We start from the raw sequence: 22,736 nt of genomic DNA, 5'->3' as shown, positions 1-22,736 counted from the left end.
TGCATGAGCTTTGAAGTCGATGAAGATATTTTACAAGACTTTCTGGTAGAAGCTGGAGAAATCCTAGAGCTTTTATCTGAACAGTTAGTTGAGCTGGAAAATAACCCAGAAGATACCGAACTACTAAATGCTATATTTAGAGGTTTTCATACCGTAAAAGGTGGTGCCGGCTTTTTAGCAATGACGGAGCTTGTTGATGCGTGTCATGGTGCAGAAAACGTATTCGATTTACTGCGTCAAGGAGTGCGAACTGTCAACTCTGAGTTGATGGATGTTATATTACAAGCCCTCGACACCATTAACGAAATGTTTGCGACTATTCAAAATAGAGACAAACCTGAACCTGCAGACCCCCAGTTACTCGAAACTCTTCACATACTTGGTTTACCGCCGACAGAGGCTGAACTAGCCGGTGCAGCATCCCAAAATGAACCAGATCAACCTCAAGCTGAGTCTGTAGAAGCGAATGATATAGACGAAGAAGACCCATTTGCTTTTGATGAATTATTTAGTGGTGCACCTAGCGCAGCTGATGCACAAATAGATGAAATTACCGAAGACGAATTTGAAAACCTGCTTGATGAACTTCATGGTAAAGGACAAGGTCCTATTGCTGAAGAAGCAACAGCAAGCGGTGCTGATTTTAGCGGCGATATAACAGATGATGAATTCGATAGTTTATTAGATGAATTGCATGGTGTTGGTAGTTTTGGTGCTGTAGCAAACTCAGAACCAGAAAAAAGTAACACTGCACAAGCTCCTGTTGAACAAGCTAAAGCAACACCAAACGATGTGAGTTCATCGTCAGATGATGAAATTAGTGATGATGAGTTTGAAGCGCTTCTTGATGAGCTTCATGGTAAAGGGACTGCTCCTAAATCGATAGAAAGCGCACCAGCTGCAAAACAACCTGAGCCTGTTTCACCGCCAGCTGCAAAACAGCCTGAGCCGGTAAAAAAAGCGGAACCAGCTAAAGCCCCTGCACCAAAACCAGTTGACAAAGCACCTGAAAAGCCTGCAGCAAAAGCACCTCCTGCACCTAAAAAGGCAGCACCACCGCCAGCTGAAACTACAGTACGTGTAGATACTAAACGTCTTGATCAAATTATGAATATGGTGGGTGAGCTAGTACTTGTTCGAAATCGCTTAGTGAGTCTTGCCACTAACTCTGATAGCGAGGCCATGGGTAAAGCAATATCTAATCTTGATGTAGTAACTGCTGATATTCAAGGTGCGGTTATGCAAACACGAATGCAGCCAATCAAAAAGGTTTTTGGCCGTTTCCCTCGTGTTGTTCGTGATTTAGCGCGTAGTTTAAATAAAGATATAAATCTACAACTTGTTGGTGAAGAAACTGATTTAGATAAAAACTTAGTTGAAGCGCTTGCCGATCCTCTTGTGCATTTAGTTCGTAATTCAGTCGATCATGGAATTGAAATGCCAGCCGCCCGTGAAGCCGCAGGCAAACCACGAACAGGTAATGTAACGTTATCTGCATCGCAAGAAGGCGATCATATTTTGTTAACCATTAAAGATGATGGTGCAGGTATGGACGCTGAGAAACTCAAAAAAATAGCGATTAGTAAAGGCGTTCTCGATCATGACCAAGCGAGTCGACTTTCTGACACTGAAGCTTATAACCTAATTTTTGCTCCAGGTTTTTCTACCAAAGAAGAAATTTCAGATATTTCTGGCCGTGGTGTAGGGATGGACGTAGTAAAAACTAAAATCACTCAATTGAATGGTTCGGTTAGCATACAGTCTGAGCTAGGTGTAGGCACTATTTTAGAAATAAAAGTTCCTCTAACTTTAGCTATTTTACCTACTCTAATGGTTATTGTTGGGGCACAAACATTTGCCTTACCACTGGCTGGGGTAAGTGAGATATTCCATTTAGATTTAACTAAGACAAATGTTGTTGATGGTCAATTAACAATTATTGTGCGTAAAAAAGCGATTCCGTTATTTTATCTAGAGCATTGGCTAGTTAAAGGTGCAGACCGCTCTCAGCGAAAAGCCCAAGGACATGTTGTTATTGTTCAAATTGGAACGCAGCAAGTTGGTTTTGTTGTCGATTCATTAATAGGCCAAGAGGAAGTGGTAATTAAGCCGCTTGATGCATTGCTTCAAGGCACGCCAGGTATGGCAGGCGCTACAATTACCTCTGATGGTGGTATTGCACTTATTCTTGATGTTCCAAGCATGTTAAAACATTACGCAGGCTAATAATAATGCAGGTATGTAGTAAATACTTACCTGCGCATAAACTTAATAAGAGAGCTAAATGGCCGTTAAAGTTTTAGTTGTTGATGATTCAAGCTTTTTTCGCCGTAGAGTAAGCGAAATACTTGAACAAGATAGCGACATACACGTTATAGGTTTTGCTGTAAATGGCAGAGAAGCTGTAGAAAAAACAGCGCAGCTACGCCCTGACATGATCACTATGGATGTAGAAATGCCCGTGCTTGATGGCATTAGTGCTGTGAAAGAAATAATGGCGAGTAATCCAACGCCGATATTAATGTTTTCGTCGCTAACACGTGATGGTGCAACAGCAACATTAGATGCACTAGATGCTGGAGCAATGGATTTTTTACCAAAAAAATTCGAAGATATTGCGCGTAATAACGAAGATGCTATTAAGTTACTACAAACAAAAGTAAAAGAAATAGGAAGAAGGCGGGCGCCAAGAGCGTTTAAGCCAATCACTACAAGTAAACCAGTAGAAAGAGCAACGTCTGTACGCTCTAGTTTTTCAGGGGCTAGCACTGTAAAGCAGCCTGATAGAAGCTTTCAACGTACTGAGCCTGCAAAAGCTCACTCAAATAATGCGTCAATACGAGCAAGTGGTAAACACTACCAACTTGTTGCAATAGGTACATCAACAGGGGGACCTGTTGCACTACAAACTATTTTAACTCAGTTACCTGCAAATTTTCCTCACCCAATTTTACTTATTCAACACATGCCTGCTGCGTTCACGCCAGCATTTGCTGCACGTCTAAATGGATTGTGCCAAATTAAAGTAAAAGAAGCTCAGCAAGGGGATCGTTTACAACCTGGAACGGCTTACTTAGCGCCAGGTGGGCAACAAATGATGGTTGAAGGGCGCGGCTCAAATAGAACATTGCGTGTATTTGAAGATAATAGCGAACGCATAAGTTACAAACCTAGTGTAGATGTTACTTTTGCCAGTGCAGCAAAGGCTTACCAAGGTGATGTGTTGGCAATTGTTTTAACTGGCATGGGCGCTGATGGGCGTGATGGTGCGCGGATGCTCAAGCAAACTGGTGCCACAATTTGGGCTCAAGATGAAAAAAGCTGCGTAGTGTATGGTATGCCACAAGCGATCGCAAACGCAGGACTTGCAAGTGAAAATTTAGCACTTGATGATGTTGCTATGAGAATTAAAAGAGAGACTGGGTGTGGATAAGCTCTCAATACTTGGGTTAGTCGTCGCGCTTGGTGCAATAGCTATTGGTTATTCTTTAGAGGGTGGCGTTGTTTCAGCTCTTTTTAATGGGCCTGCATTAATTATTGTTTTAGGCGGCACTATTGGCGCGGTTATGTTACAAACCTCTGCCAGTACATTTAAAAAAATGCTGAATATGAGTAGCTGGGTTTTTGTTGCTCCTCACTATGATATTGACGAAGCAATAGAGCAAGTCAAGCGCTGGTCCCATAAAGCTCGACAAGAAGGTTACTTAGCGCTTGAAAACGAAGCACTAACTCACTCAGACGCTTATGCTGCAAAAGGTTTAAGCTTACTGATTGATGGCTGTTCAGAGCAAAAGCTGCGCGACACACTCGAAATTGATTTACTACTTGAACGTGATCGCTTATTAGAAGCTGCTCGTGTTTATGAAGCCATGGGAGGTTACAGTCCTACCATTGGGATTTTAGGAGCTGTGCTTGGATTAATTCAGGCAATGTCTTTTATTACTGACCCACAAATGTTGGGCGCAGGTGTGGCAACTGCTTTTATAGCGACAATTTACGGAGTTGGACTCGCTAATTTACTGTTTTTACCAATGGCAAATAAGCTTAAACAGCGAGTTGAGCAAAAAATGCTATACCATGAAATGCTTGCTGAAGGTGTGATTGCTATAAGCGTTGGCGAAAGCCCTATGAATATAGAATTAAAGCTTGAGGCTTATCGTGTTGAGCGCCCTAATTTAGTGGATGCGTAACTATGCTGCGTAGGCGCCTTCGTCATTCAGCCGCTAAAGACCAACACACAGAGCGTTGGCTTGTGTCGTATGCTGATTACATGACTATAATGTTTGCCTTTTTTGTAGTGCTATACGCTATTGCTATTAATAAAGAAGAAAGCTTTCAGGTTTTATCTGACTCACTTGAACATGTTTTTGATAAGTCTGCACGCCAATTTTCGCAGCAAGGTGAAGGTGTTAACGGCAATGGAATTTTGACCGATAGAGTGACGCCAGAGCAAGAAGTTCTTTATGGTGAAAGTATTCAAAAGCAAGAGCAAGGCCCTGAGCTTCTTGATGGCCAAAGTGATACAAGTAATATTCAACAAAAGTATTTAGGCAAACCCCTTGATAGCCTTTTAGTTAAATTACAGTCAGCACTAATTGATGAAATTCGTGATGGCGAGGCTAGCTTAGAGCTTAACCAAGATTGGTTGATTATAGAGCTTAGTTCTGGAATGTTGTTTTCAAGTGGAAGCTCAGTTGCCCACTCAAGAGCAAAGCAAGTAGTTAAAATAGTTAAAGATATTATTGCTCCTGTAGATAACTATGTACGAGTGCGCGGTTATACTGACGATGAAACTATTCGTAATGAAATTTTTCGCTCTAACTGGGAGCTATCGGTTGCTAGAGCTACCAGTATTTTAGTGGAGCTCGAGGCGTTAGGTATTAACTCGGCAAGAATGGCTATAGAGGGATATGGTCAATACTCTCCGTTTGCAGATAACAGTACCGCCGCAGGGCGAGCTGAAAATCGTAAAGTTGTAATTGCACTTTCTAAGTATGGCCTACCGCCTAAAAAAGAAGTTAAAAAAGGTGAGCAAGAAAGTGAGCCTGAAGCGGTAGAGCACGAAGTCGAGCTACCTTCGGACGACGATACTATCAAAATAATTCGATTGCCTCATGGTGGTATTCGCATAACCACACGCAATGAACAGTAATTAGGACAAAATGTGAAGATTTGGACTGTCGCAAATCAAAAGGGAGGGGTTGGAAAAACAACCACTGCTGTTAGCCTTGCTGGTATTTTAGCTTTGCAGGGTAAACGTGTGCTGCTTATAGATACCGATCCTCATGCATCACTCACATATTACTTTGGTATAGACTCTGAAGACTTAGAAGTCAGCGTGTACGATATTTTTGCACGTGGTACGAGTATGCAAAGCGAAGAAATACTTCAAGCATTATGTCCATCAACTCTCGAAAATCTAGATATTTTACCCGCAACTATGGCCATCGCCACGCTTGATAGAAGTATGGGTAATAAAACGGGAATGGGACTAATATTAAAAAAAGCGCTTGCAAAAATCAGTGAACATTACGACTATGCCATTTTAGACTGTCCTCCTGTTTTAGGTGTGTTGATGGTTAACGCTTTAGCCGCCAGTGAGCGTATTTTAGTTCCCGTACAAACTGAATTTTTAGCGCTTAAAGGGCTCGATAGAATGATGCGCACAATGGAATTAATGCAAACCTCTCAGGCGAAAGATTATCAATATACTATAATTCCTACTATGTATGACAAGCGTACTAAAGCATCGTTAGAGGCATATAAAACATTACAAAATACATACACTAATAAAGTATGGCCAGGTGTTATTCCGGTGGATACTAAGTTTAGAGATGCAAGCTTAGCGCAAAAAGTGCCAATAGAATTTTGTCCCCGCTCGCGTGGTGTATATGCATATAAAGCGCTATTGGAGTATTTAATTGAACAAGGTTAATGAATGAGTAAGCAATTATTTGCTAATGAAAAAGTAATGAAACAATACCTAGGGGCTTTGCTTTGTGAAGACGAGCCTGTAGATAGCCTTGAGCCAGTAGCAAAGTTACTCGAGCAGCTCCCAGATGGCACACAGCCTGAGCAAGTTCATTTAAAACCTAAAGAGCAATTAAAAGCAGCAGAAAAAGTATTCGATCAAGATTTACTCGCTTCAGATGTAGAGCCAATATCTGATACCGAAAATGTTAGTGAGGTTGCTAATAACGACAATGTAGAAGCAACCACTACCGCACTTGAAAGCACTGAGCCGCAGCTTTCAATTGATGGTAAGGCTGATTATTTTGAAGGTGAGTTTCAGGCGTTATTTTTTGAAGTGGCAGGGCTCACACTTGCTGTGCCATTAAAGGCATTAGGTGGTATTCATCAATTAGGTGAAGTAAATCATTTGTTTGGTAAACCTAAGTGGTTTAAAGGTGTCATGCTTAACCGAGAGGAAAAACTCAACGTTGTTGATACCGCTCGTTGGGTAATGCCAGAAAAGTACGATGAAAAATTAGAAGCGTCATTAGATTATCAATATTTAATTACACTAGGCGATAGTCAGTGGGGCTTATTAGCTGAAAAGCTGATAAATAACATTACATTGAGTAAAGAAGATGTAAAATGGCGTACCAACCAAAGCAAGCGTCCATGGCTTGCGGGCGTTATAAAAGAAAAAATGTGTGCTTTAATTGATGTAGACAACTTAAATATATTATTAGAGAAAGGCTTAGACAGCCGTCAGTAGTAATGACCATTACGGGGTAATAGCATGAATCAAGATAAATTACTGTCAGCAAATAAAAATGCAGATAATAATGATGAAATTTTACAGTGGGTTACGTTTAAGCTTGAGGAAGAAACCTACGGCGTAAATGTAATGCAAGTACAAGAAATACTTCGTTATACAGAAATAGCTCCAGTACCTGGAGCGCCTTCTTATGTTATTGGTATTATTAACCTTCGCGGTAACGTGGTAACGGTTATTGATACTCGCTCTCGTTTTGGCTTACCAGCAGCTGATACTACTGATAATTCTCGAATTTTGATTATTGAAGCAGAAGAGCAAGTCATTGGTATTTTAGCCGATAGCGTATCTGAAGTTGTTTATCTGCGAAGTTCTGAAATAGACAGTGCTCCTAATGTGGGTACTGAAGAAAGTGCTAAGTTTATTCAAGGTGTTTGTAATCGCGATAATGAATTACTTATATTAGTTGATTTAAATAAACTACTTAGTGATGATGAATGGGATGAGTTAAGCGATATATAAGCTTTACCAAATAAATTATGCTGTTACTTAGTATAGCTATATCGGCGCTAGCGGTAGGTCTTATATCGCTGGCGTTAATTATTGCATTAAAAAATAAACACACTGCAGAAATTGATTCCATTTCTCAGCAACTTAAAGAATCATCTGAGCAAACTCATATTTTAAGAAGTGAAGTGTCAGAGTTAAGAACCGGATTGCTGAGTATTGGTAAGCGAGTGCTTGAAGTTGAACAACAAAACCAAGACTTAATACAGCAACAAGCGGCTCAAAAGTACGATGATCCCGATGCCAAGATCTACTCTCGTGCTGTGAAAATGGTTGAACTCGGGGCTGATTTAGATGAAGTTATACGCGAATGCGAATTACCAAGAGCTGAAGCTGAATTACTTTTTTCACTACATAAACAAAAAGGCGCATAGCGCCTTTTTAACACACACATATACTACTTTCTAAAAACTATATCTAACACCAAACATTGCCACTACAGGGTCTAGCTCTACCGTTGAGGTAAGTGCTTTTGCACCATTAGCGTATACCGTTGCATCAGTATCAATATCCATAAGCGATACCATGGCGTGCAAGCCCCAGTTTTTATCAATTTTATAGTTAGCGCCTACTTGAGCTACAAAGCCAAAAGAATCATCTAATTTTACTTCTACATCATCTGTGCCCAGTGTTGTTTTAAGGGCTTGCGATGGCTGTTCGTCAAAAAATGCAGTGTAGTTTATACCCACACCTACAAAAGGTCTTAGCGCATAACTAGTATCTAAAAAGTGGTATTGAGCGACAAGTGAAGGTGGTAATTGTTTTATATCGGCAATTTTATTACCAGCCAAACCACCAGCGCCGTTTACATCATGAGAAAATGGTGTAGCTGCTATAAGTTCTAGCACCCATTTGTCGTTAAATGCGTAATCGATAGTAATACCTAATTGTGTATCTGAATCGCCTTTAAGACCCAGTGTTGGCGCCTCGTTAATTGCTGAGCTGCTGTTGTCAGGGTTAACGTTAATAGCGCCAACATTTACGCTAAAGTTAGCGTGTGCAGCAGGAGAGAGTGCTAGTAAAGAAGTAAGTAATGCAATGCTAATTTGAGTTTTCATGCTGTTCTCCGAGAACGACTTTTTAATTGCCACTATTATTGACGAATAAAAAATTTAAAAACCTGTTCTAGATCAAAGTTTCAAAAATGTTTGAACCTTGTGCAGCACTTTATTGATTTAGATTAATTTTAGCGTTATTCGTTAATCGCAAATATTGACATTTTATTTTGCTCATCGTCACAAGAATGTATTAGGGCTGACATAGGGGAGTCATAAAACCACGTTTTAATAAAAGCTTCTTAGGCTACATAGTATATTTAATATGTTTTTAGCGGCGCTTGAATCACAGATAAAACACACAGATAGTAAAGTTGATGTTGTAGAGTACCTACAGACGCTCATTCGCTTTAAATCAGTAACACCTGAGCAAGCGGGTGCAATAGATTGGCTAATTAAGCAATTAACAGAGTTAGGCTTTAATTATGAAAAATTTACTATAAATGGCGTAACAAACTTAATAGCAAGTATTAAATTTAAAGAGGGTCCGAGCATTGCTTTCTCTGGCCATATTGATGTTGTACCAGCAACAGGTGACGCGTGGTTAAGCCCTCCTTTTGAAGGTAAAATAGTAGATGGTGCTATTTTTGGCAGAGGCGCTGCTGATATGAAGGGCGGTGTAGCGGCGATGTTAAGCGCTACAAAAAATTTAATTAATAGTAAGTCTGCAAGAGCAGGCACACTTTATTGGCTTATTACGTCTGATGAAGAAGGTGAAGCTGAGTTTGGTTCTTTAGAAATAGCAAATAGGCTAACTAGGCGAGGCATTGTATTAGACGGTTGTATTGTAGGAGAGCCTACAAGCTCAATACAAGTTGGCGATACAATTAAAAACGGACGCCGTGGCGCGCTCTCTGCGCGTATAACCGTAAGAGGTAAGGCTGGGCATGTCGCGTATCCTCAAAATACACTTAATGCCGCGCATTTGGGCGCAAAAATAGTAAATTCGTTAAGTGAGCAAGTTTGGCTTCTAGATGAAGCAAGTTCTAAAACAACACTGCAAGTAACCGGTATAAATATAAATAACGTGGTTGATAATTTAGTACCTTGTGAGTGCGAAATCACATTTAATGTACGCTATAGTCACGGTTATAACAGTACGGCTGTTAAAGCATTATTACTAAATACATTAAATGAGTTTTTAGAAAAAATATCTATCACATGGGAGCGTCCATGCGAGCCGTATTACACCAGCGCTAATAATAACGGGTGCTTAATAGCGCAAGTAGAGGAAGCCATTTATGAGCAAACAGGCAGTTACCCTCTTTTAAGTACCAGCGGTGGCACATCAGATGGGCGTTTTTTTTCAAATAACCACACCCAAGTAATAGAGTGTGGTGTACTAAATAAAACGATTCACCAAACTAACGAGCACGTTTCAATTAATGATTTAATTAAGATTAAGGGTATTTATACTAATCTATTATCGCGTATTTTTATAAACGAAAACTAACAGCGAGCACATGCTCGCAGTTAAGTTAATGCTTATTAACCTAGGTAACGCTTCGCTTTGTTATCTTTCACGTTTTGCATATCCACGAGTACTAGTCCATCGATACAATTATTAAAATCGGGATCGATACTAAAGCTTAAAAATTTTACCCCGCCAGGCTTACAAAGCTCAGTATATTGTTTAAATAAAGTAGGTACTTGCACACTCATATTTGCAAGAACGTGTTTAAGCTCAACAAAGTCTTCTTTTACGTCGTTACCGCTAAAAACAGTATTACATTGTATGAGCTCTTGCTCGCTAGGCTTAAACTCATTATTAGGGCTTGCAAGCGCTTCATCAGTTTTATAATAGTGTTGGTAATAATAAACTAACATGGCTTTTGCTTGATCGGGTAACGTATTTGGAACGCTTACAGCGCCAAATAAATAACGGTATTGCGGATAGTTTTTTACAAAAGCACCAATCCCATACCACAGATAATCTAAGCTTTTTCGCCCCCAATATTTAGGTTGTACAAAGCTTCTGCCTAACTCTATACCTTGTTCTAAATAAGGTTTCATAGCATCGGTATAGCTAAATAAGCTGTCGGTGTATAAACCTTCTCTGCCATGTTTATCTATAATGTCTTTTGCACATGCAAGCCTATAAGCACCTACAAGCTCTAATTGGGTGGGATCCCAAAGTACCAAATGTTGATAGTCCATATCATATTTATCTATGTCGCGGCGTTTACCACTTCCTTCACCCACGGCTCTAAAAGCAATTTCTCTAAGGCGCCCAAGCTCTCTAAAAATAGGTGAACTACCTGTATATTGGTATAGGTAGATATGCATACCATCTAGGGTTTTCCCCAGTAACTTACATTGTTCTATGGCTTTTTTAAGCTCTTTTCTGCATTCAGGCACTGCAATAGGAGTTTGTGTTTTTAGTGGTAATGTTTTTTTAGTGGTAAGGCGATATAGCTGCTTGCGAATTAGGTTTACAATCTCTTTGTCTTTTAAGTTTTCTATTAAATATGACTCTGGAGGGATTGAGGCACCTATTTCAAACTCTAATGATTTTTGACGTTGCTTAAACATTTCTTTTACTAATAGCAAGCTAGCCAAAGGCTTGTAAATCATCGAAGTGCCATAAAACAGAGGACTGTTCTTAGCTTTAATATAAATAGGTAGAATAGGGCTGTTAGCTTTTTTTGCCATGCGTAAAAAGCCACTATTCCATTTGCAGTCCTTTATACCGGTTGGCCCTAAACGAGATACTTCACCAGCAGGAAAGATGAGCAGGGCTCCCTCGCTTTTTAAATGATTTTGTATATTGTTTAGCTCTTGTTTATTACTCATCCCAGATAAGTTATCTACAGGCAGTAAAAGAGAGTGCATAGGCGTTACCGACATTAGCATACGGTTAGCTACTACTTTTAAATCTTGCCTAACACCTGAGAGCACTTTAATGAGCGCTAATGCGTCTAATGAGCCAATAGGGTGGTTAGCAACAATGACTAACTTACCTTCTGTTGGTATATGCTCTATTTGCTTTGGTTTATAACGAGTATCAAAATTGAGCTCATCAAGCACTTGCTCAACAAACTCTAATCCTTGTAGGTGAGGATATGCATCACCAAAAGCAACAAACTCTTGTTCATGTAGCAAATAACCAAGACCTTTTTTTACTAACCCTTTTACCTTTGGAGAGTTATCTAGTTGTGGTAAATTTGCAGCAATTACTTTATCAACACTTATCATATTAACCTCATCTTCAATTTGGCCTATTCGCCATACCTATAAGATTAAAAAAAGGGTGTGACAATTACTTTGCAGTTGTGTGACTTTTTAAAGTGTTAGTTTATAAACTTTGTATTGCTAGGAGAATTTATGTCGGTATTAGTGGCTATAACTGGACGAGATAACACAAAACTGATAACCAAGTTACAACAGCGTTTGCCTAATACCCTGATAGAGCAATGGCCCGCGTGTAAAAATGTAGAAGGTGTTGAATTTGTACTTGCTTGGAATGCACCTGAGGCTATGTGGCAACAGCTACCTAACTTAAAAGCTGTGTCGTCATTTGGTGCCGGTGTAGACAGTATAGATTTATCACTTTTAAATGATAAGGTGGACGTTGTTCGTATTGTTGATGAGCAACTTGCAGAGGATATGGCTGAATATGTGCTAACACATGTGTTAGCTCAAAAGCTTCGTTTAAAAGAGTATTACCTAAAACAAGCGCAGCAAACGTGGAAACCAAAACGCGCATTAAAAAATAAGCATGTTGGTATTCTTGGCTATGGAGAGCTAGGCAAAGCATGTGCACAAAAACTTATTAATAATGGCTTTAAGGTAAGTGCGTGGGCACAAAGTAGTAAAAATGTAACTGGTGTAGATATTTTTTATGCTGAGCAAGGGCTTAGCAATATGCTTCCTAACGTTGATTACTTAGTATGTTTACTTCCTCTTACACAGGCAACGCAAGGTATTATCAATGGCTCTTTGCTATCTAAATTACCTGAACATGCTGTAGTTATTAATGTGGCTCGAGGAGGAAATGTCGTAGAACAAGATTTATTAAACGCTTTAAATAATAATACTTTGCGCGGCGCAACGCTTGACGTATTTGAGCAAGAGCCGCTAGCACAAGAACATCCATACTGGTGCCACCCTAAAGTTACTTTAACTCCGCACTGTGCAGCATTATCTGATATTGATAGCGTAATAGAACAAATAGCAAAAAATATTGAATGCTTAAATCAGGGCGTTTCACTTAATAATACAATAGATAGAACTAAAGGTTATTAAGAGATAGCTAATTAGTTTAAAAAACAGCTTGTTAACATTTGTAATTTTTATTAGTGTAAAGCTATTCTCACTAATAAAAATTACAAAGAGGGTGTTATGAAATCGAGTCAAAGTGGCGTTAAATTAAGCCTAGTTATCATTTCTATTGTAGTACTTGGCGTTTCTGCTTGGTTTAATCAGGCTAATGCCGAAGATATCCCTTCAAAAGTTCAAACCAAGGAAGAGTTAACGGTAGCGGATTAACCCCGCTTACTGTGTATTTCTCGGTTTTCGTGTTTCTTTTCTTCACTTTTTTTAAGTAATACATAAGTAGCACCGCTTCCACCGTGGTGCCTAAGTGCGGTATGAAAAGCCAATACTTGAGGCAACTCTTGTAGCCACTTGTTTACATAACTTTTTAAAATGCCTGGTTTAGCTTTATTTTTTATGCCGATCCCGTGGCGTATTAATACAACACGTATATTTCGCTGGTGGCAATCAGCAATAAAGCTAAATAAAGTATTACGTGCGTTTTTAAGTAATTGCCCATGCAGGTCAAGCGTGGCATCAACTTGGTATTTAGCCAAACGTAAGTTTTTAAAAACCGCACTTTGTACGCCATCTTTTTTAAAGCTTAATATAGCGAGTGGGTCTAATATTTCAACATGCTCAGATTGTAAGTAATTTTCATCATTTGCTAGATTAATTTGTGCTGCTTTACGTTTTTCTTGTTGGGCTAGGGTTGCACTGTGGTTATTTGAAATGGGAGTAATAGTATCGTGGTTTATTGGTTTTACATCTTCCATAGAAGATAAAAATAAATCAAAGTCAGATAAAGGCATAGTAAGACCTAAATTTAGAATAATACGTACTAAATTTTATCTCAGTTCATTGTGAACCCCAAACTTTAAATTTTAATATAAAAAAGCCCAGCAATGCTGGGCTATCAATTATTCTAAGGAGAAGTTGTTAATTTTGGGTTACGTTAAATTGCCCAAATGTATAAACTTTAAACAAGTAAAAAGTGTTGATCAACACTAAACTCATATTTGAAATAACACTCGACGACATAAGATCTAAGCTAAATGATAAGAATAACAAACCACAAGCACTAATGGCGGCAACGCGCAGCAGTGTTATCTGGTTAATAAAGAATGCACCTAAACCTAGTGCAAGTAGTGTCGTGTTTAAAAGCCAATCTAGCTCGTTTAGCATGGTCGTTTCAATAGTTCAGTTGTTGAAAAAAGGAGCGCCATTATGTTGATCTTTTGCACACCTTTCAACCAAGTAATTTTAAATTTTCAGATTAGTTTTTTTAATGCTAAAAGTAGCTACCTATTGCAGCAAATAAACCATTGTCAGCTATCACTTGATACTTTTGGCAGCTCTGTGGCTTTTGTAAATCACTGCATAAATAAAGGGATTTACGCTTAGAATCAAACTGTGGATGTAAGTTTGAATCAATAAGCATTGCGCCTTTACCAAAAACACCTGGCCAATAAATACTTTCACTTACCATCCCTAATTTTTTATAGGTGAGCAAGGTCGGTTTTGGAAACACTAAAATAATCACCGCTATAACTGCAAGTGTTATAAATAACCCTTTTTTAGGTTTGGTGTGTTTGCGTTCATCATTGAGAGTTTGTGCATTTGTGTTATTTGTTTGTGGACGCTGGGTTGAAGGCTGAGGCTTTCTTTTTTGGGGTGTTTTTTTTCTTGCTGGCATTTTACCAAGCAGTGATTGTTTATTTGGTGTTTTAGACATAAAGCAAATCTGGCCTTTTTGGCGTAGGTCTCTATAATTAAATGAATAAATTTATGTATCAATATGATAACTTAAAGTTAGCTTATAGCCTACGAGGAATAAAGATGAATACGCAGCTATCAATTTTAATTGTAGATGACGTTAGCACGGTGCGTAGTTTTTTGAGCCAAACGCTCATGCACTTAGGGATAGATAATGTAAAGGAAGCATCTACGGCCTCGCAATGTATTAGTGAGTGTCAGGCTGCCAATTACGATATGATTTTTTTAGATATTGAATTACCAGATGGAGATGGTAAAGATTTGATTTCGCAAATCAATGAATTAAGCCCAGAGACAAATGTGGTGATGGTATCTGCACATTCAGGTGTTGATAACGTAAAGGATGCAATAGATAAGGGCGCTAAAGGGTTTGTTGTAAAACCATTTACACCTAAAAAAATAGCGGCAATGCTGAAGAAGTTTTACCCAGATTTAGAAAATGCATAAGCAAGTTAAGTGCAGTTAAAATTCAAGCAAAAAAAAACCGGCAAATGCCGGTTTTTATATTCTACAAAAACAAATTATAGCGCTTTAATTTTAGCGGCAATACGGCTCTTATGACGAGCTGCTTTGTTTTTGTGAATTAGACCCTTAGTTGCGTAACGGTCTAGGATAGGTGTAGCAACAGAAAAAGCTTGCTGTGCAGCTTCTTTATCACCAGCTTCAATAGCAACAATTACTTTTTTGAAGTAAGTGCGCATCATTGAACGACGGCTTGCGTTGTGCTGACGGTTTTTTTCGCTAGTGATAGCGCGTTTTTTTGCAGACTTGATGTTAGCCAAGGTTTGCTCCTAACAATCTTAAATAAAGCTTAAATTAAAGGCCGTGGAATATGCCTGTTTTTATCATGAATGTCAATGTAAATTTAACAATCCAAGAAAAACTGCTCCTTATAACGAACATCAATTTGCCGCTTTAGCAGTTAATATCGATATTGTAACAAAGCACAGACTCCCAGCCTAGTGCTTTAAAGCGATTTATAAAAAAGACTGTGGCATAATTGCCCATATTAGGGATTTTTAAGTGGGTTTAAGGTGTCAAAAGGTTTATTTCGCTCAGGTATGATCGTGAGTTGTATGACTATGATTTCACGCATATTAGGGCTAGTACGAGATGCAGTAGTTGCAAATTTATTAGGGGCCAGCGCCGCTGCCGATGTTTTTTTATTTGCTAACCGTATTCCTAATTTTTTACGACGTTTGTTTGCCGAAGGTGCCTTTGCACAGGCGTTTGTACCTGTTCTTAGTGAAATCAAAGAGCAACAAGGTGATGACAAAGTTAAGCTTTTTGTGGCGCAAGCTGCCGGAACGCTCGGTACTATTTTACTTATAGTAACCATATTTGGTGTCGTTGCTTCACCGGTAATTGCGGCCTTATTTGGTACAGGTTGGTTTATAGATTGGTGGCAGGGTGGCCCAAACGCTGAAAAATTTGAACTTGCTAGTTCGTTATTAAAGTTAACTTTTCCGTATTTATTTTTTGTGAGCTTAGTTGCGCTTAGTGGTGCAGTAATGAACGTTTATAACCGCTTTGCAGTCGCTGCTTTTACGCCCGTTTTACTCAATATATCAATAATCAGCTGCGCTATTTTTTTACATGATAAGTTTAGTGTTGGTGCATACGCCCTAGCTATAGGCGTATTTGTCGGTGGTATTGTGCAATTGTTATTTCAATTGCCGTTTTTATATCGCGCAAAAATGTTGGCGCGCCCGCGTTGGGCTTGGCAAGACGAAAATGTTAAAAAAGTGCGTAAGCTTATGCTTCCTGCATTGTTTGGCGTATCGATAAGCCAAATTAATTTATTACTAGATACCATGATAGCCTCACTATTAATGACAGGCTCTATAGCATGGCTTTATTACTCAGATAGGCTAATAGAGTTTCCGCTTGGTTTGTTTGGAATAGGTATTGCGACGGTTATTTTACCCGCATTGTCTAAATTGCACAGCAGTAAAAAATTGAGCGATTTTCAGCATACGTTAGATTGGGGTGTGCGGTTTGTAATATTTTTAGGTATACCAGCAATGGTTGGCTTAATGATAATTAGTCCACTTATAATTACGGTGCTATTCGATCATGGTGCTTTTAAAGAGGACAGTGTTGATCATGTAAAAGCGGTAAGTTTAGGTGTTGTTGCTTACTCTGTAGGGTTAGTTAGCTTTATGTTGATTAAAGTGCTCGCGCCTGGTTTTTATTCCCGTCAAGATACTAAAACGCCCGTACGCATTGGTATTATAACCTTAGTGCTAAATATGGTGTTTAATATTATGTTGGCGCCTTTTATAGGTTACTTAGGGTTAGCCCTTGCTACATCGATGTCGGCCAGTTGTAATGCATTTTTACTTTACAGGCAGCTTAAAAAAGAAAAAGTTTATCAGTTTTCTTCTATGAGTTTGCGTTTCACTATAAAGTGTATTGTTGCAAGTATAGTTATGGGGTGTGTTACATGGTATGTAAGTAGTTACTATTACTGGGCTTCTTGGGCATTCATGCAGCAAGTTATATTGTTAATTGCTCTTGTTGCGTTAGCTGGAGTTAGCTACTTTGCAATGCTCTTTTTAATGGGCGTAAGACTAAATACGATAAAAAGTGTAGCAATTACTGAATCAAACTAAAAAAAAGATTATAATCGGCAGCCTTGTGGCTTTTCCTTGGTATAAGTCGTGATAATACTCGCTGAAAAAAGGCTTTAGGTGGCATGGAGTTAATTAGAGGTATACACAATATTCGAGCGCATCACTTTGGGTGTGTGCTGACTATTGGTAATTTTGACGGTGTTCACTTAGGTCATTCGCAAGTATTAAAAGGTTTGCTAGCCGATGCTAAAGCGCACAACTTACCAAGTACAGTGATGCTTTTTGAACCTCAGCCTCAAGAGTTTTTTGCTAAAAATAATGCCCCAGCAAGGCTCACGCGATTACGTGATAAGCTGCGTTTATTGAGCGATTTAGGCATTGAACGTGTAATTTGTATTAGCTTTAATCAGCAATTTGCAAATATGCAAGCTGAACAGTTTGTAAGCGACATACTTATAAAAAAACTCGGTGTTAAAGCATTAACAGTAGGTGATGATTTTAGATTTGGGCAGCAGCGCAAAGGCAATTTTGATTTACTCGTTAGTATGGGGAATCAGGCGGGAATGGATGTGCAAAGCACAGCGAGTTTTCGCCAGTTAAATGCTAGAGTGAGCAGCACATTGATTCGTGAAGCATTAGCTGCTGGTGATTTAGTCAGTGCAAAAGTGATGCTTGGCCACGACTACGCTATCTCTGGGCGCGTAATACATGGCTGGAAAAGAGGCCGTGAGCTTGGTTTTAGAACAGCAAACATAGCGCTTAAACGCCAAGTTTGCCCTGTTAATGGTGTGTTTGCTGTGCAGGCTACAATTGCAGGTAAACAAATTTTTGGGGTTGCAAATATAGGCAACAAACCCACATTTAATGGAACACGTGCACTTCTAGAAGTTCATCTTTTTGATTTTGCACAAGACATTTATGGACAATTTATGCACGTGGAGTTAATACAAAAACTCCGCGATGAGAAAAAATTCGAGACATTAACACAACTCACGGCGCAAATAGCAACAGATGTTGCCGCCGCTAAGCAGTGTTTTGGTTTAAATTAGGCAGCCGATAGATACGGAATGTAGGATAAATGAGCGACTATAAACATACTTTGAATTTACCGGAAACACCGTTTCCAATGCGTGGCAATTTGGCACAACGTGAACCAAAAATGCTTAAAGCATGGTATGAAGACGACCTTTACGGTCAAATTCGCAGCGCTAAAAAGGGTAAAAAGACCTTTATTTTGCATGACGGCCCTCCGTATGCAAATGGCGACATCCACTTAGGCCACTCAGTAAACAAGATTTTAAAAGATATTATTGTTAAGTCTAAAACTTTATCAGACTTTGATTCGCCTTATGTACCTGGTTGGGACTGTCACGGTTTACCAATTGAGTTAATGGTTGAGAAAAAAGTAGGTAAGCCGGGTGTAAAAGTAACGGCGAGCGAGTTTCGCGAAAAGTGTCGTGCGTATGCCAAAAAGCAAGTTGAAGGCCAAAAGGTTGATTTTAAACGTTTAGGCGTATTTGCAGATTGGGATAAGCCTTACTTAACAATGAATTTTGATTTTGAAGCGAATGCAATTCGTGTGCTTGGTCGTATTATTAAAAACGGTCACTTACACAAAGGCGCTAAGCCTGTACATTGGTGTACAGATTGTGGCTCTGCATTAGCAGAGGCAGAAGTTGAATATCAAGATAAACAGTCGCCAGCAATTGACGTACGTTTTATTTTTGATGACCAAGACGCAGTAGTAAATGCGTTTGACCTAGCCCAAGGCCATGAAGGCCAAGGTAGTGTTGGAACTGTTATTTGGACAACAACGCCATGGACGCTTCCTGCAAACCGTGCTGTTGCTGTTCATGCCGATCTAGAATATGCGCTTGTACAAGTTGAAGATGAAGGCGCACAGCAGCGTTTAATTTTAGGCTCAGAACTTGTTAAAGATGCAATGGACCGTTTTGGTTTTGATCATTACCACGTTTTAGGTTACGTAAAAGGTGCTGTACTTGAAAACTTACAAGTAGCGCATCCTTTTTATGACTTTAGTGTACCTGTGATTGTTGCTGACCACGTTACTACTGACTCAGGTACAGGTGTTGTGCATACAGCGCCAGGTCATGGTCAAGAAGATTTCGTGGCAGGCTTAAATTACAACCTAGAAGTTGCTAACCCTGTTGGCGCAAATGGTGTGTACTTACCTGAGACTGAGCTATTTGCTGGTCAACATGTATTTAAAGCAAACGCGAGCGTAATTGAAGTACTAAAAGAGCGTGGTGCATTAGTACATCATCATGCACTTACACACAGTTACCCGCATTGCTGGCGCCACAAAACGCCAATAATTTTCCGTGCTACACCGCAGTGGTTTGTAAGTATGGATCAGGCTAATTTACGTCAAGACTCTCTTAAAGAAATCAAAAATACACAGTGGTTGCCTGAATGGGGCGAAAGCCGTATTTCTAACATGGTTGAAGGCCGTCCAGATTGGTGTATTTCGCGTCAGCGTACATGGGGTGTGCCGATTGCTTTATTTGTTGATAAAGACACCGGTGCTTTACACCCAAATACCCAAGAGCTTATCGAGCAAGCTGCAGAGCTTGTTGAAAAGTCAGGTATTCAAGCATGGTATGACCTAGAGCCGGCTACTTTACTTGGCGAAGAAGATGCTAAGCAATACATGAAAGTGCAAGATACGCTAGATGTATGGTTTGATTCAGGTGTGTCGCACGCATGTGTAGTAGATGCACGTGAAGACTTAGTTGGCCCAGCCGACTTATACCTTGAAGGTTCTGATCAACACCGTGGTTGGTTTATGTCGTCAATGATGACATCGGTTGCGATTAATGGTCATGCGCCATATAAACAAGTGCTTACGCATGGTTTTACCGTTGATGAAAACGGTCGTAAAATGTCTAAGTCACTGGGTAATGTTATCTCTCCGCAAAATGTAATGAATAAGCTAGGTGCTGACATTTTACGTTTGTGGGTTGCTTCTACCGATTACACGGCAGAAATGACTGTGTCTGATGAAATATTCAAACGCTCTGCAGATCGTTATCGCCGTATTCGTAACACTAGCCGTTACTTATTGGCTAACTTAAGTGGTTTTGATCCTAAAACTGATCAAGTTGCTGTAGATGATATGGTTGAGCTTGATAAGTGGATTGTTGGCCGTGCGGCTCAGTTACAAGACGAGATTTTAGCCGCTTACGATAGCTACCAAATGTTATTAGTAACGCAAAAGCTAATGAACTTCTGTACTGGTGAACTTGGCTCGTTTTACCTAGATGTAATTAAAGATCGTCAGTACACAGCTAAAAGTGATAGCCATGCACGTCGTTCTTGTCAAACTGCGCTTTACCATATTGCAGAAGCTATGACACGCTGGATGGCGCCAATTATGAGCTTTACAGCACAAGAGATCTGGGAAGCCTTACCAGGCGAGCGCAGTGATTACGTATTTACATCAGTATGGTACGACGGCTTACAAGCACCAACGAGCAGTCAGTTTAGTAATGATGATTGGCAAGCAATTTTAAATGTTCGCGATGAAGTAAACCGCTTATTAGAAGCTGCACGTAAAGAAGAAGTAATTGGTGCAACACTACAAGCAACAGTTAACTTATTTGCGGATAAAGACCTTGCAAGTACACTTGATTCATTAGGTGATGAGCTTCGTTTTGTGTTGTTAACATCAGCAGTAAACGTTAAGCAGGTTGATAGCCAACCAGCAGATACACAAGCAACAGAAATTGAAGGTTTATACATTAGTGTTGCAGCAACAGACGCCGCTAAGTGTGAACGTTGTTGGCACTATAGCGACGACGTAGGAACTGATCCTGCTCATCCTGAAATTTGTGGCCGTTGTGTAAGTAATGTTGATGGCGAAGGTGAAAAGCGTCAATTCGCTTAGGAGCTTTACTCAGTGAGCAAACTAGCCCAAAAAAGTGGTTTAGTGTGGCTTTGGTTGAGTCTATTACTGTTAGTAATAGACTTTGCCAGTAAAACACTAGTTGTGAATACCATGGCTTATCAAGAGTCTATAAATTTACTGCCTGTTTTTAGTATTACTTACGTACATAATTATGGCGCAGCCTACAGCTTTTTAAGTGAAGCAGGTGGTTGGCAACGTTGGTTTTTAAGCTTTATAGCTATTGCCATTAGTGGGTTACTTGTTTGGTGGCTTAAGCGGTTACCAGCTACAAACAAAATATTGTGCAGTGCTTATGCGTTAGTACTTGCAGGCGCCATAGGTAACTTATATGACCGTATAGCTTATGGTTATGTAATTGACTTTATCCATGTATTTTACGATAAGTCACACTTTCCAGTATTTAATATTGCTGATTGCGCTATTTGTATTGGTGCCGCGTTATTATTATTTGATGCCTTTACAGGCGAAAGTCCGAAGGAGCATAAAGCATGAGCCAAGCTGTAATTGGTGAAAACTCGCACGTTATTTTTCATTTTTCTATTAAGTTAGAAGATGGCTCTGCCGCAGACTCTACAAAGGTTCATAACAAACCTGCAAAATTAACAATGGGTGATGGTAGCTTAACGGCAAACTTCGAAAAGTGTTTATTAGGGTTAACTGCTGGTGAAAGTAAAACATTTGAGCTTGAACCAGAAGATGCTTTTGGTCAGCCAAATCCAGATAATATTTACTATGTTGACCGTAGTAAGTTTGGCCCAGAAACACCTGCTCAAGTAGGCGCTATTATTGCGTTTACACAACCTGATGGTACTGAACTTCCTGGTCTTGTTCGAGAAGTGCAAGGGGAGTCGGTTACTATCGATTTTAACCACCCGCTATCGGGTCAACGCCTAACATTTGAAGTAGATATTATTGAGGTAGAAGGCTAATGGATATTTTATTAGCTAACCCACGTGGTTTTTGTGCGGGCGTTGACCGTGCAATCAGCATTGTAGAGCGTGCTTTAGATATTTTTGAAAAGCCAATTTATGTTCGTCACGAAGTGGTACATAACCGTTACGTAGTCGATGGCCTAAAAAGCCGTGGCGCGGTGTTCGTCGAAGAACTTGATCAAGTACCTGACGATAGCATTGTTATTTTTAGTGCTCATGGTGTATCGCAAGCGGTACGCTCTGAAGCGAAACGCCGCGACTTAAAAGTATTTGATGCAACATGCCCGCTTGTAACTAAAGTTCATATGGAAGTTACACGCGCTAGCCGCAAAGGTATTGAATGCATTTTAATTGGTCACCATGGTCACCCTGAAGTTGAGGGTACAATGGGACAGTACGATAATGATGAAGGCGGAATTTACCTGGTAGAAACCGCGGAAGATGTTATTGCGCTAAATGTTAAAAATGCTGAAAACTTATTTTATTGTAGCCAAACAACGCTTTCTGTGGATGATACGGCAGATGTCATTGACGCATTACGCGAGAAGTTCCCTGCAATAGATGGACCTCGAAAAGACGATATTTGTTATGCAACGCAAAATCGCCAAGATGCGGTGCGTGATTTAGCTGATAAAGTTGATGTACTTTTAGTAGTAGGAGCTAAAAATAGCTCAAACTCTAATCGCTTACGTGAACTTGCAGATAAAATGGGCACAACTGCTTATTTAATTGACGATGCCACTGATGTGCAAGAGCAGTGGGTTTTAGAGTCTAAGTCTGTGGGTGTTACGGCTGGAGCATCTGCACCAGAAGTACTTGTACAGCAAGTAATAACACGCTTAAAAGAGCTTGGTGGCAAGCAGGTAGTAGAAAACCCAGGTGAAGAAGAAAACATCGTATTTGCCGTTCCTGTTGAGCTGCGTTAAT

Annotated in this window: 24 protein-coding genes; 18 read left to right on the top strand and 6 right to left on the bottom strand. The window is 39.7% G+C overall.

All coding sequences use genetic code 11. The features are described 5' to 3' along the window. Nucleotides 1–3: 3 nt before the first annotated feature. From CWC11_RS02710 to CWC11_RS02675, 8 genes are read left to right on the top strand one after another with little or no spacing between them, the layout of a single operon-like run. Nucleotides 4–2,226 carry a chemotaxis protein CheA gene (locus tag CWC11_RS02710; RefSeq protein ID WP_138681459.1) on the top strand — a complete coding sequence of 741 codons (2,223 nt, stop codon included), beginning with the start codon at nt 4–6 and terminating at the stop codon, nt 2,224–2,226. 58 nt (nt 2,227–2,284) lie between these two features. Next, a complete protein-coding gene (locus tag CWC11_RS02705) occupies nt 2,285–3,433 on the top strand; it encodes a protein-glutamate methylesterase/protein-glutamine glutaminase (protein WP_138681458.1) in 1,149 nt (382 codons plus the stop codon). Beyond that, a complete protein-coding gene (locus CWC11_RS02700; RefSeq protein WP_138681457.1) occupies nt 3,426–4,190 on the top strand; it encodes a flagellar motor protein in 765 nt (254 codons plus the stop codon). Before CWC11_RS02705 ends, CWC11_RS02700 begins: the two co-directional genes overlap by 8 nt. 2 nt (nt 4,191–4,192) lie before the next feature. After that, entirely contained in the window at nt 4,193–5,152 is a 960-nt protein-coding gene (locus tag CWC11_RS02695) for a flagellar motor protein MotB (protein ID WP_138681456.1), read from the top strand. Nucleotides 5,153–5,164: 12 nt separating this feature from the next. Next, nucleotides 5,165–5,935: a ParA family protein gene (locus tag CWC11_RS02690; RefSeq protein ID WP_138681455.1), complete on the top strand. Its 771-nt coding sequence runs from the start codon at nt 5,165–5,167 to the stop codon at nt 5,933–5,935. 3 nt (nt 5,936–5,938) lie between these two features. Beyond that, nucleotides 5,939–6,721: a chemotaxis protein CheW gene (locus CWC11_RS02685; RefSeq protein WP_138681454.1), complete on the top strand. Its 783-nt coding sequence runs from the start codon at nt 5,939–5,941 to the stop codon at nt 6,719–6,721. Between the two features lie 24 nt (nt 6,722–6,745). Beyond that, nucleotides 6,746–7,243: a chemotaxis protein CheW gene (locus CWC11_RS02680; protein WP_058548535.1), complete on the top strand. Its 498-nt coding sequence runs from the start codon at nt 6,746–6,748 to the stop codon at nt 7,241–7,243. A 17-nt stretch (nt 7,244–7,260) separates the two neighbouring features. Next, nucleotides 7,261–7,662, top strand: a complete 402-nt coding sequence (locus CWC11_RS02675) for a DUF2802 domain-containing protein (protein ID WP_138681453.1) — start codon at nt 7,261–7,263, stop codon at nt 7,660–7,662. 30 nt (nt 7,663–7,692) lie between these two features. Here CWC11_RS02675 and CWC11_RS02670 read toward each other — a convergent pair whose 3' ends face one another. Further along, complete coding sequence (locus tag CWC11_RS02670; protein WP_058548533.1) at nt 7,693–8,346, bottom strand: OmpW/AlkL family protein; 654 nt, start codon at nt 8,344–8,346, stop codon at nt 7,693–7,695. A 262-nt stretch (nt 8,347–8,608) separates the two neighbouring features. On the opposite strand from CWC11_RS02670, the gene dapE reads away from it, so the two are divergent. Beyond that, nucleotides 8,609–9,796, top strand: a complete 1,188-nt coding sequence (gene dapE / locus CWC11_RS02665; protein ID WP_138681452.1) for a succinyl-diaminopimelate desuccinylase — start codon at nt 8,609–8,611, stop codon at nt 9,794–9,796. Nucleotides 9,797–9,831: 35 nt separating this feature from the next. On the opposite strand, the gene olsF is transcribed toward dapE, so the two are convergent. After that, nucleotides 9,832–11,538 carry a bifunctional ornithine lipid synthase OlsF gene (gene olsF / locus CWC11_RS02660; RefSeq protein ID WP_138681451.1) on the bottom strand — a complete coding sequence of 569 codons (1,707 nt, stop codon included), beginning with the start codon at nt 11,536–11,538 and terminating at the stop codon, nt 9,832–9,834. Between the two features lie 129 nt (nt 11,539–11,667). Here olsF and CWC11_RS02655 point away from each other — a divergent pair, with 129 nt between their 5' ends. Together CWC11_RS02655 and CWC11_RS22770 are read left to right on the top strand one after the other, a co-directional pair. Next, complete coding sequence (locus tag CWC11_RS02655; protein ID WP_138681450.1) at nt 11,668–12,588, top strand: 2-hydroxyacid dehydrogenase; 921 nt, start codon at nt 11,668–11,670, stop codon at nt 12,586–12,588. Between the two features lie 96 nt (nt 12,589–12,684). Then, nucleotides 12,685–12,831: a hypothetical protein gene (locus CWC11_RS22770; RefSeq protein WP_165491319.1), complete on the top strand. Its 147-nt coding sequence runs from the start codon at nt 12,685–12,687 to the stop codon at nt 12,829–12,831. On the opposite strand, the gene smrA is transcribed toward CWC11_RS22770, so the two are convergent. The 3 genes from smrA to CWC11_RS02640 form a co-directional block, all read right to left on the bottom strand. Then, complete coding sequence (gene smrA / locus CWC11_RS02650; RefSeq protein ID WP_138681449.1) at nt 12,828–13,409, bottom strand: DNA endonuclease SmrA; 582 nt, start codon at nt 13,407–13,409, stop codon at nt 12,828–12,830. The two genes, CWC11_RS22770 and smrA, sit on opposite strands and share 4 nt — an antisense overlap. A gap of 127 nt (nt 13,410–13,536) precedes the next feature. After that, nucleotides 13,537–13,782 carry a hypothetical protein gene (locus tag CWC11_RS02645; RefSeq protein ID WP_138681448.1) on the bottom strand — a complete coding sequence of 82 codons (246 nt, stop codon included), beginning with the start codon at nt 13,780–13,782 and terminating at the stop codon, nt 13,537–13,539. Between the two features lie 106 nt (nt 13,783–13,888). After that, nucleotides 13,889–14,332: a hypothetical protein gene (locus CWC11_RS02640; RefSeq protein ID WP_138681447.1), complete on the bottom strand. Its 444-nt coding sequence runs from the start codon at nt 14,330–14,332 to the stop codon at nt 13,889–13,891. A 104-nt stretch (nt 14,333–14,436) separates the two neighbouring features. Here CWC11_RS02640 and CWC11_RS02635 point away from each other — a divergent pair, with 104 nt between their 5' ends. Continuing rightward, nucleotides 14,437–14,820, top strand: coding sequence for a response regulator (locus tag CWC11_RS02635; protein WP_058548527.1), 384 nt, complete (start codon nt 14,437–14,439; stop codon nt 14,818–14,820). Between the two features lie 74 nt (nt 14,821–14,894). Here CWC11_RS02635 and rpsT read toward each other — a convergent pair whose 3' ends face one another. Further along, nucleotides 14,895–15,155, bottom strand: a complete 261-nt coding sequence (gene rpsT, locus CWC11_RS02630) for a 30S ribosomal protein S20 (protein ID WP_002958225.1) — start codon at nt 15,153–15,155, stop codon at nt 14,895–14,897. 294 nt (nt 15,156–15,449) lie between these two features. Here rpsT and murJ point away from each other — a divergent pair, with 294 nt between their 5' ends. The 6 genes from murJ to ispH all read left to right on the top strand — a co-directional run bounded on the left by murJ (nt 15,450) and on the right by ispH (nt 22,735). Continuing rightward, on the top strand, nt 15,450–16,988 hold the full coding sequence (gene murJ / locus CWC11_RS02625; protein ID WP_502704790.1) for a murein biosynthesis integral membrane protein MurJ: 1,539 nt from the start codon (nt 15,450–15,452) through the stop codon (nt 16,986–16,988). A gap of 83 nt (nt 16,989–17,071) precedes the next feature. Continuing rightward, a complete protein-coding gene (gene ribF / locus CWC11_RS02620) occupies nt 17,072–17,998 on the top strand; it encodes a bifunctional riboflavin kinase/FAD synthetase (protein ID WP_138681446.1) in 927 nt (308 codons plus the stop codon). Between the two features lie 29 nt (nt 17,999–18,027). Then, complete coding sequence (gene ileS, locus CWC11_RS02615; protein WP_138681445.1) at nt 18,028–20,856, top strand: isoleucine--tRNA ligase; 2,829 nt, start codon at nt 18,028–18,030, stop codon at nt 20,854–20,856. Between the two features lie 12 nt (nt 20,857–20,868). Then, entirely contained in the window at nt 20,869–21,369 is a 501-nt protein-coding gene (gene lspA / locus CWC11_RS02610) for a signal peptidase II (RefSeq protein ID WP_058548524.1), read from the top strand. Further along, nucleotides 21,366–21,806 (top strand): FKBP-type peptidyl-prolyl cis-trans isomerase, encoded by a 441-nt coding sequence (fkpB, locus tag CWC11_RS02605; RefSeq protein ID WP_138681444.1) that lies wholly within the window; start codon nt 21,366–21,368, stop codon nt 21,804–21,806. The genes lspA and fkpB overlap by 4 nt, the downstream gene beginning before the upstream one ends. Next, the gene (gene ispH, locus CWC11_RS02600; RefSeq protein ID WP_138681443.1) at nt 21,806–22,735 is read left to right on the top strand and encodes a 4-hydroxy-3-methylbut-2-enyl diphosphate reductase; all 930 of its coding nucleotides are present in this window, start codon (nt 21,806–21,808) and stop codon (nt 22,733–22,735) included. Before fkpB ends, ispH begins: the two co-directional genes overlap by 1 nt. Nucleotide 22,736 lies beyond the last annotated feature (1 nt).

This window comes from Pseudoalteromonas sp. S3178, from assembly GCF_005886985.1.
Taxonomy (GTDB): domain Bacteria; phylum Pseudomonadota; class Gammaproteobacteria; order Enterobacterales; family Alteromonadaceae; genus Pseudoalteromonas; species Pseudoalteromonas carrageenovora.
This window is presented reverse-complemented; position numbering and strand designations above follow the sequence as displayed.

Bases quoted from the DNA above. Each gene is read 5' to 3' on its own strand.
- CWC11_RS02710 (WP_138681459.1), top strand. From the start codon at position 4: ATGAGCTTTGAAGTCGATGAAGATATTTTACAAGACTTTCTGGTAGAA.
- CWC11_RS02705 (WP_138681458.1), top strand. From the start codon at position 2,285: ATGGCCGTTAAAGTTTTAGTTGTTGATGATTCAAGCTTTTTTCGCCGT.
- CWC11_RS02695 (WP_138681456.1), top strand. From the start codon at position 4,193: ATGCTGCGTAGGCGCCTTCGTCATTCAGCCGCTAAAGACCAACACACA.
- CWC11_RS02685 (WP_138681454.1), top strand. From the start codon at position 5,939: ATGAGTAAGCAATTATTTGCTAATGAAAAAGTAATGAAACAATACCTA.
- CWC11_RS02680 (WP_058548535.1), top strand. From the start codon at position 6,746: ATGAATCAAGATAAATTACTGTCAGCAAATAAAAATGCAGATAATAAT.
- CWC11_RS02675 (WP_138681453.1), top strand. From the start codon at position 7,261: ATGCTGTTACTTAGTATAGCTATATCGGCGCTAGCGGTAGGTCTTATA.
- CWC11_RS02670 (WP_058548533.1), bottom strand. From the start codon at position 8,346: ATGAAAACTCAAATTAGCATTGCATTACTTACTTCTTTACTAGCACTC.
- dapE (WP_138681452.1), top strand. From the start codon at position 8,609: ATGTTTTTAGCGGCGCTTGAATCACAGATAAAACACACAGATAGTAAA.
- olsF (WP_138681451.1), bottom strand. From the start codon at position 11,538: ATGATAAGTGTTGATAAAGTAATTGCTGCAAATTTACCACAACTAGAT.
- CWC11_RS02655 (WP_138681450.1), top strand. From the start codon at position 11,668: ATGTCGGTATTAGTGGCTATAACTGGACGAGATAACACAAAACTGATA.
- CWC11_RS22770 (WP_165491319.1), top strand. From the start codon at position 12,685: ATGAAATCGAGTCAAAGTGGCGTTAAATTAAGCCTAGTTATCATTTCT.
- smrA (WP_138681449.1), bottom strand. From the start codon at position 13,409: ATGCCTTTATCTGACTTTGATTTATTTTTATCTTCTATGGAAGATGTA.
- CWC11_RS02645 (WP_138681448.1), bottom strand. From the start codon at position 13,782: ATGCTAAACGAGCTAGATTGGCTTTTAAACACGACACTACTTGCACTA.
- CWC11_RS02640 (WP_138681447.1), bottom strand. From the start codon at position 14,332: ATGTCTAAAACACCAAATAAACAATCACTGCTTGGTAAAATGCCAGCA.
- CWC11_RS02635 (WP_058548527.1), top strand. From the start codon at position 14,437: ATGAATACGCAGCTATCAATTTTAATTGTAGATGACGTTAGCACGGTG.
- murJ (WP_502704790.1), top strand. From the start codon at position 15,450: ATGACTATGATTTCACGCATATTAGGGCTAGTACGAGATGCAGTAGTT.
- ribF (WP_138681446.1), top strand. From the start codon at position 17,072: ATGGAGTTAATTAGAGGTATACACAATATTCGAGCGCATCACTTTGGG.
- ileS (WP_138681445.1), top strand. From the start codon at position 18,028: ATGAGCGACTATAAACATACTTTGAATTTACCGGAAACACCGTTTCCA.
- fkpB (WP_138681444.1), top strand. From the start codon at position 21,366: ATGAGCCAAGCTGTAATTGGTGAAAACTCGCACGTTATTTTTCATTTT.
- ispH (WP_138681443.1), top strand. From the start codon at position 21,806: ATGGATATTTTATTAGCTAACCCACGTGGTTTTTGTGCGGGCGTTGAC.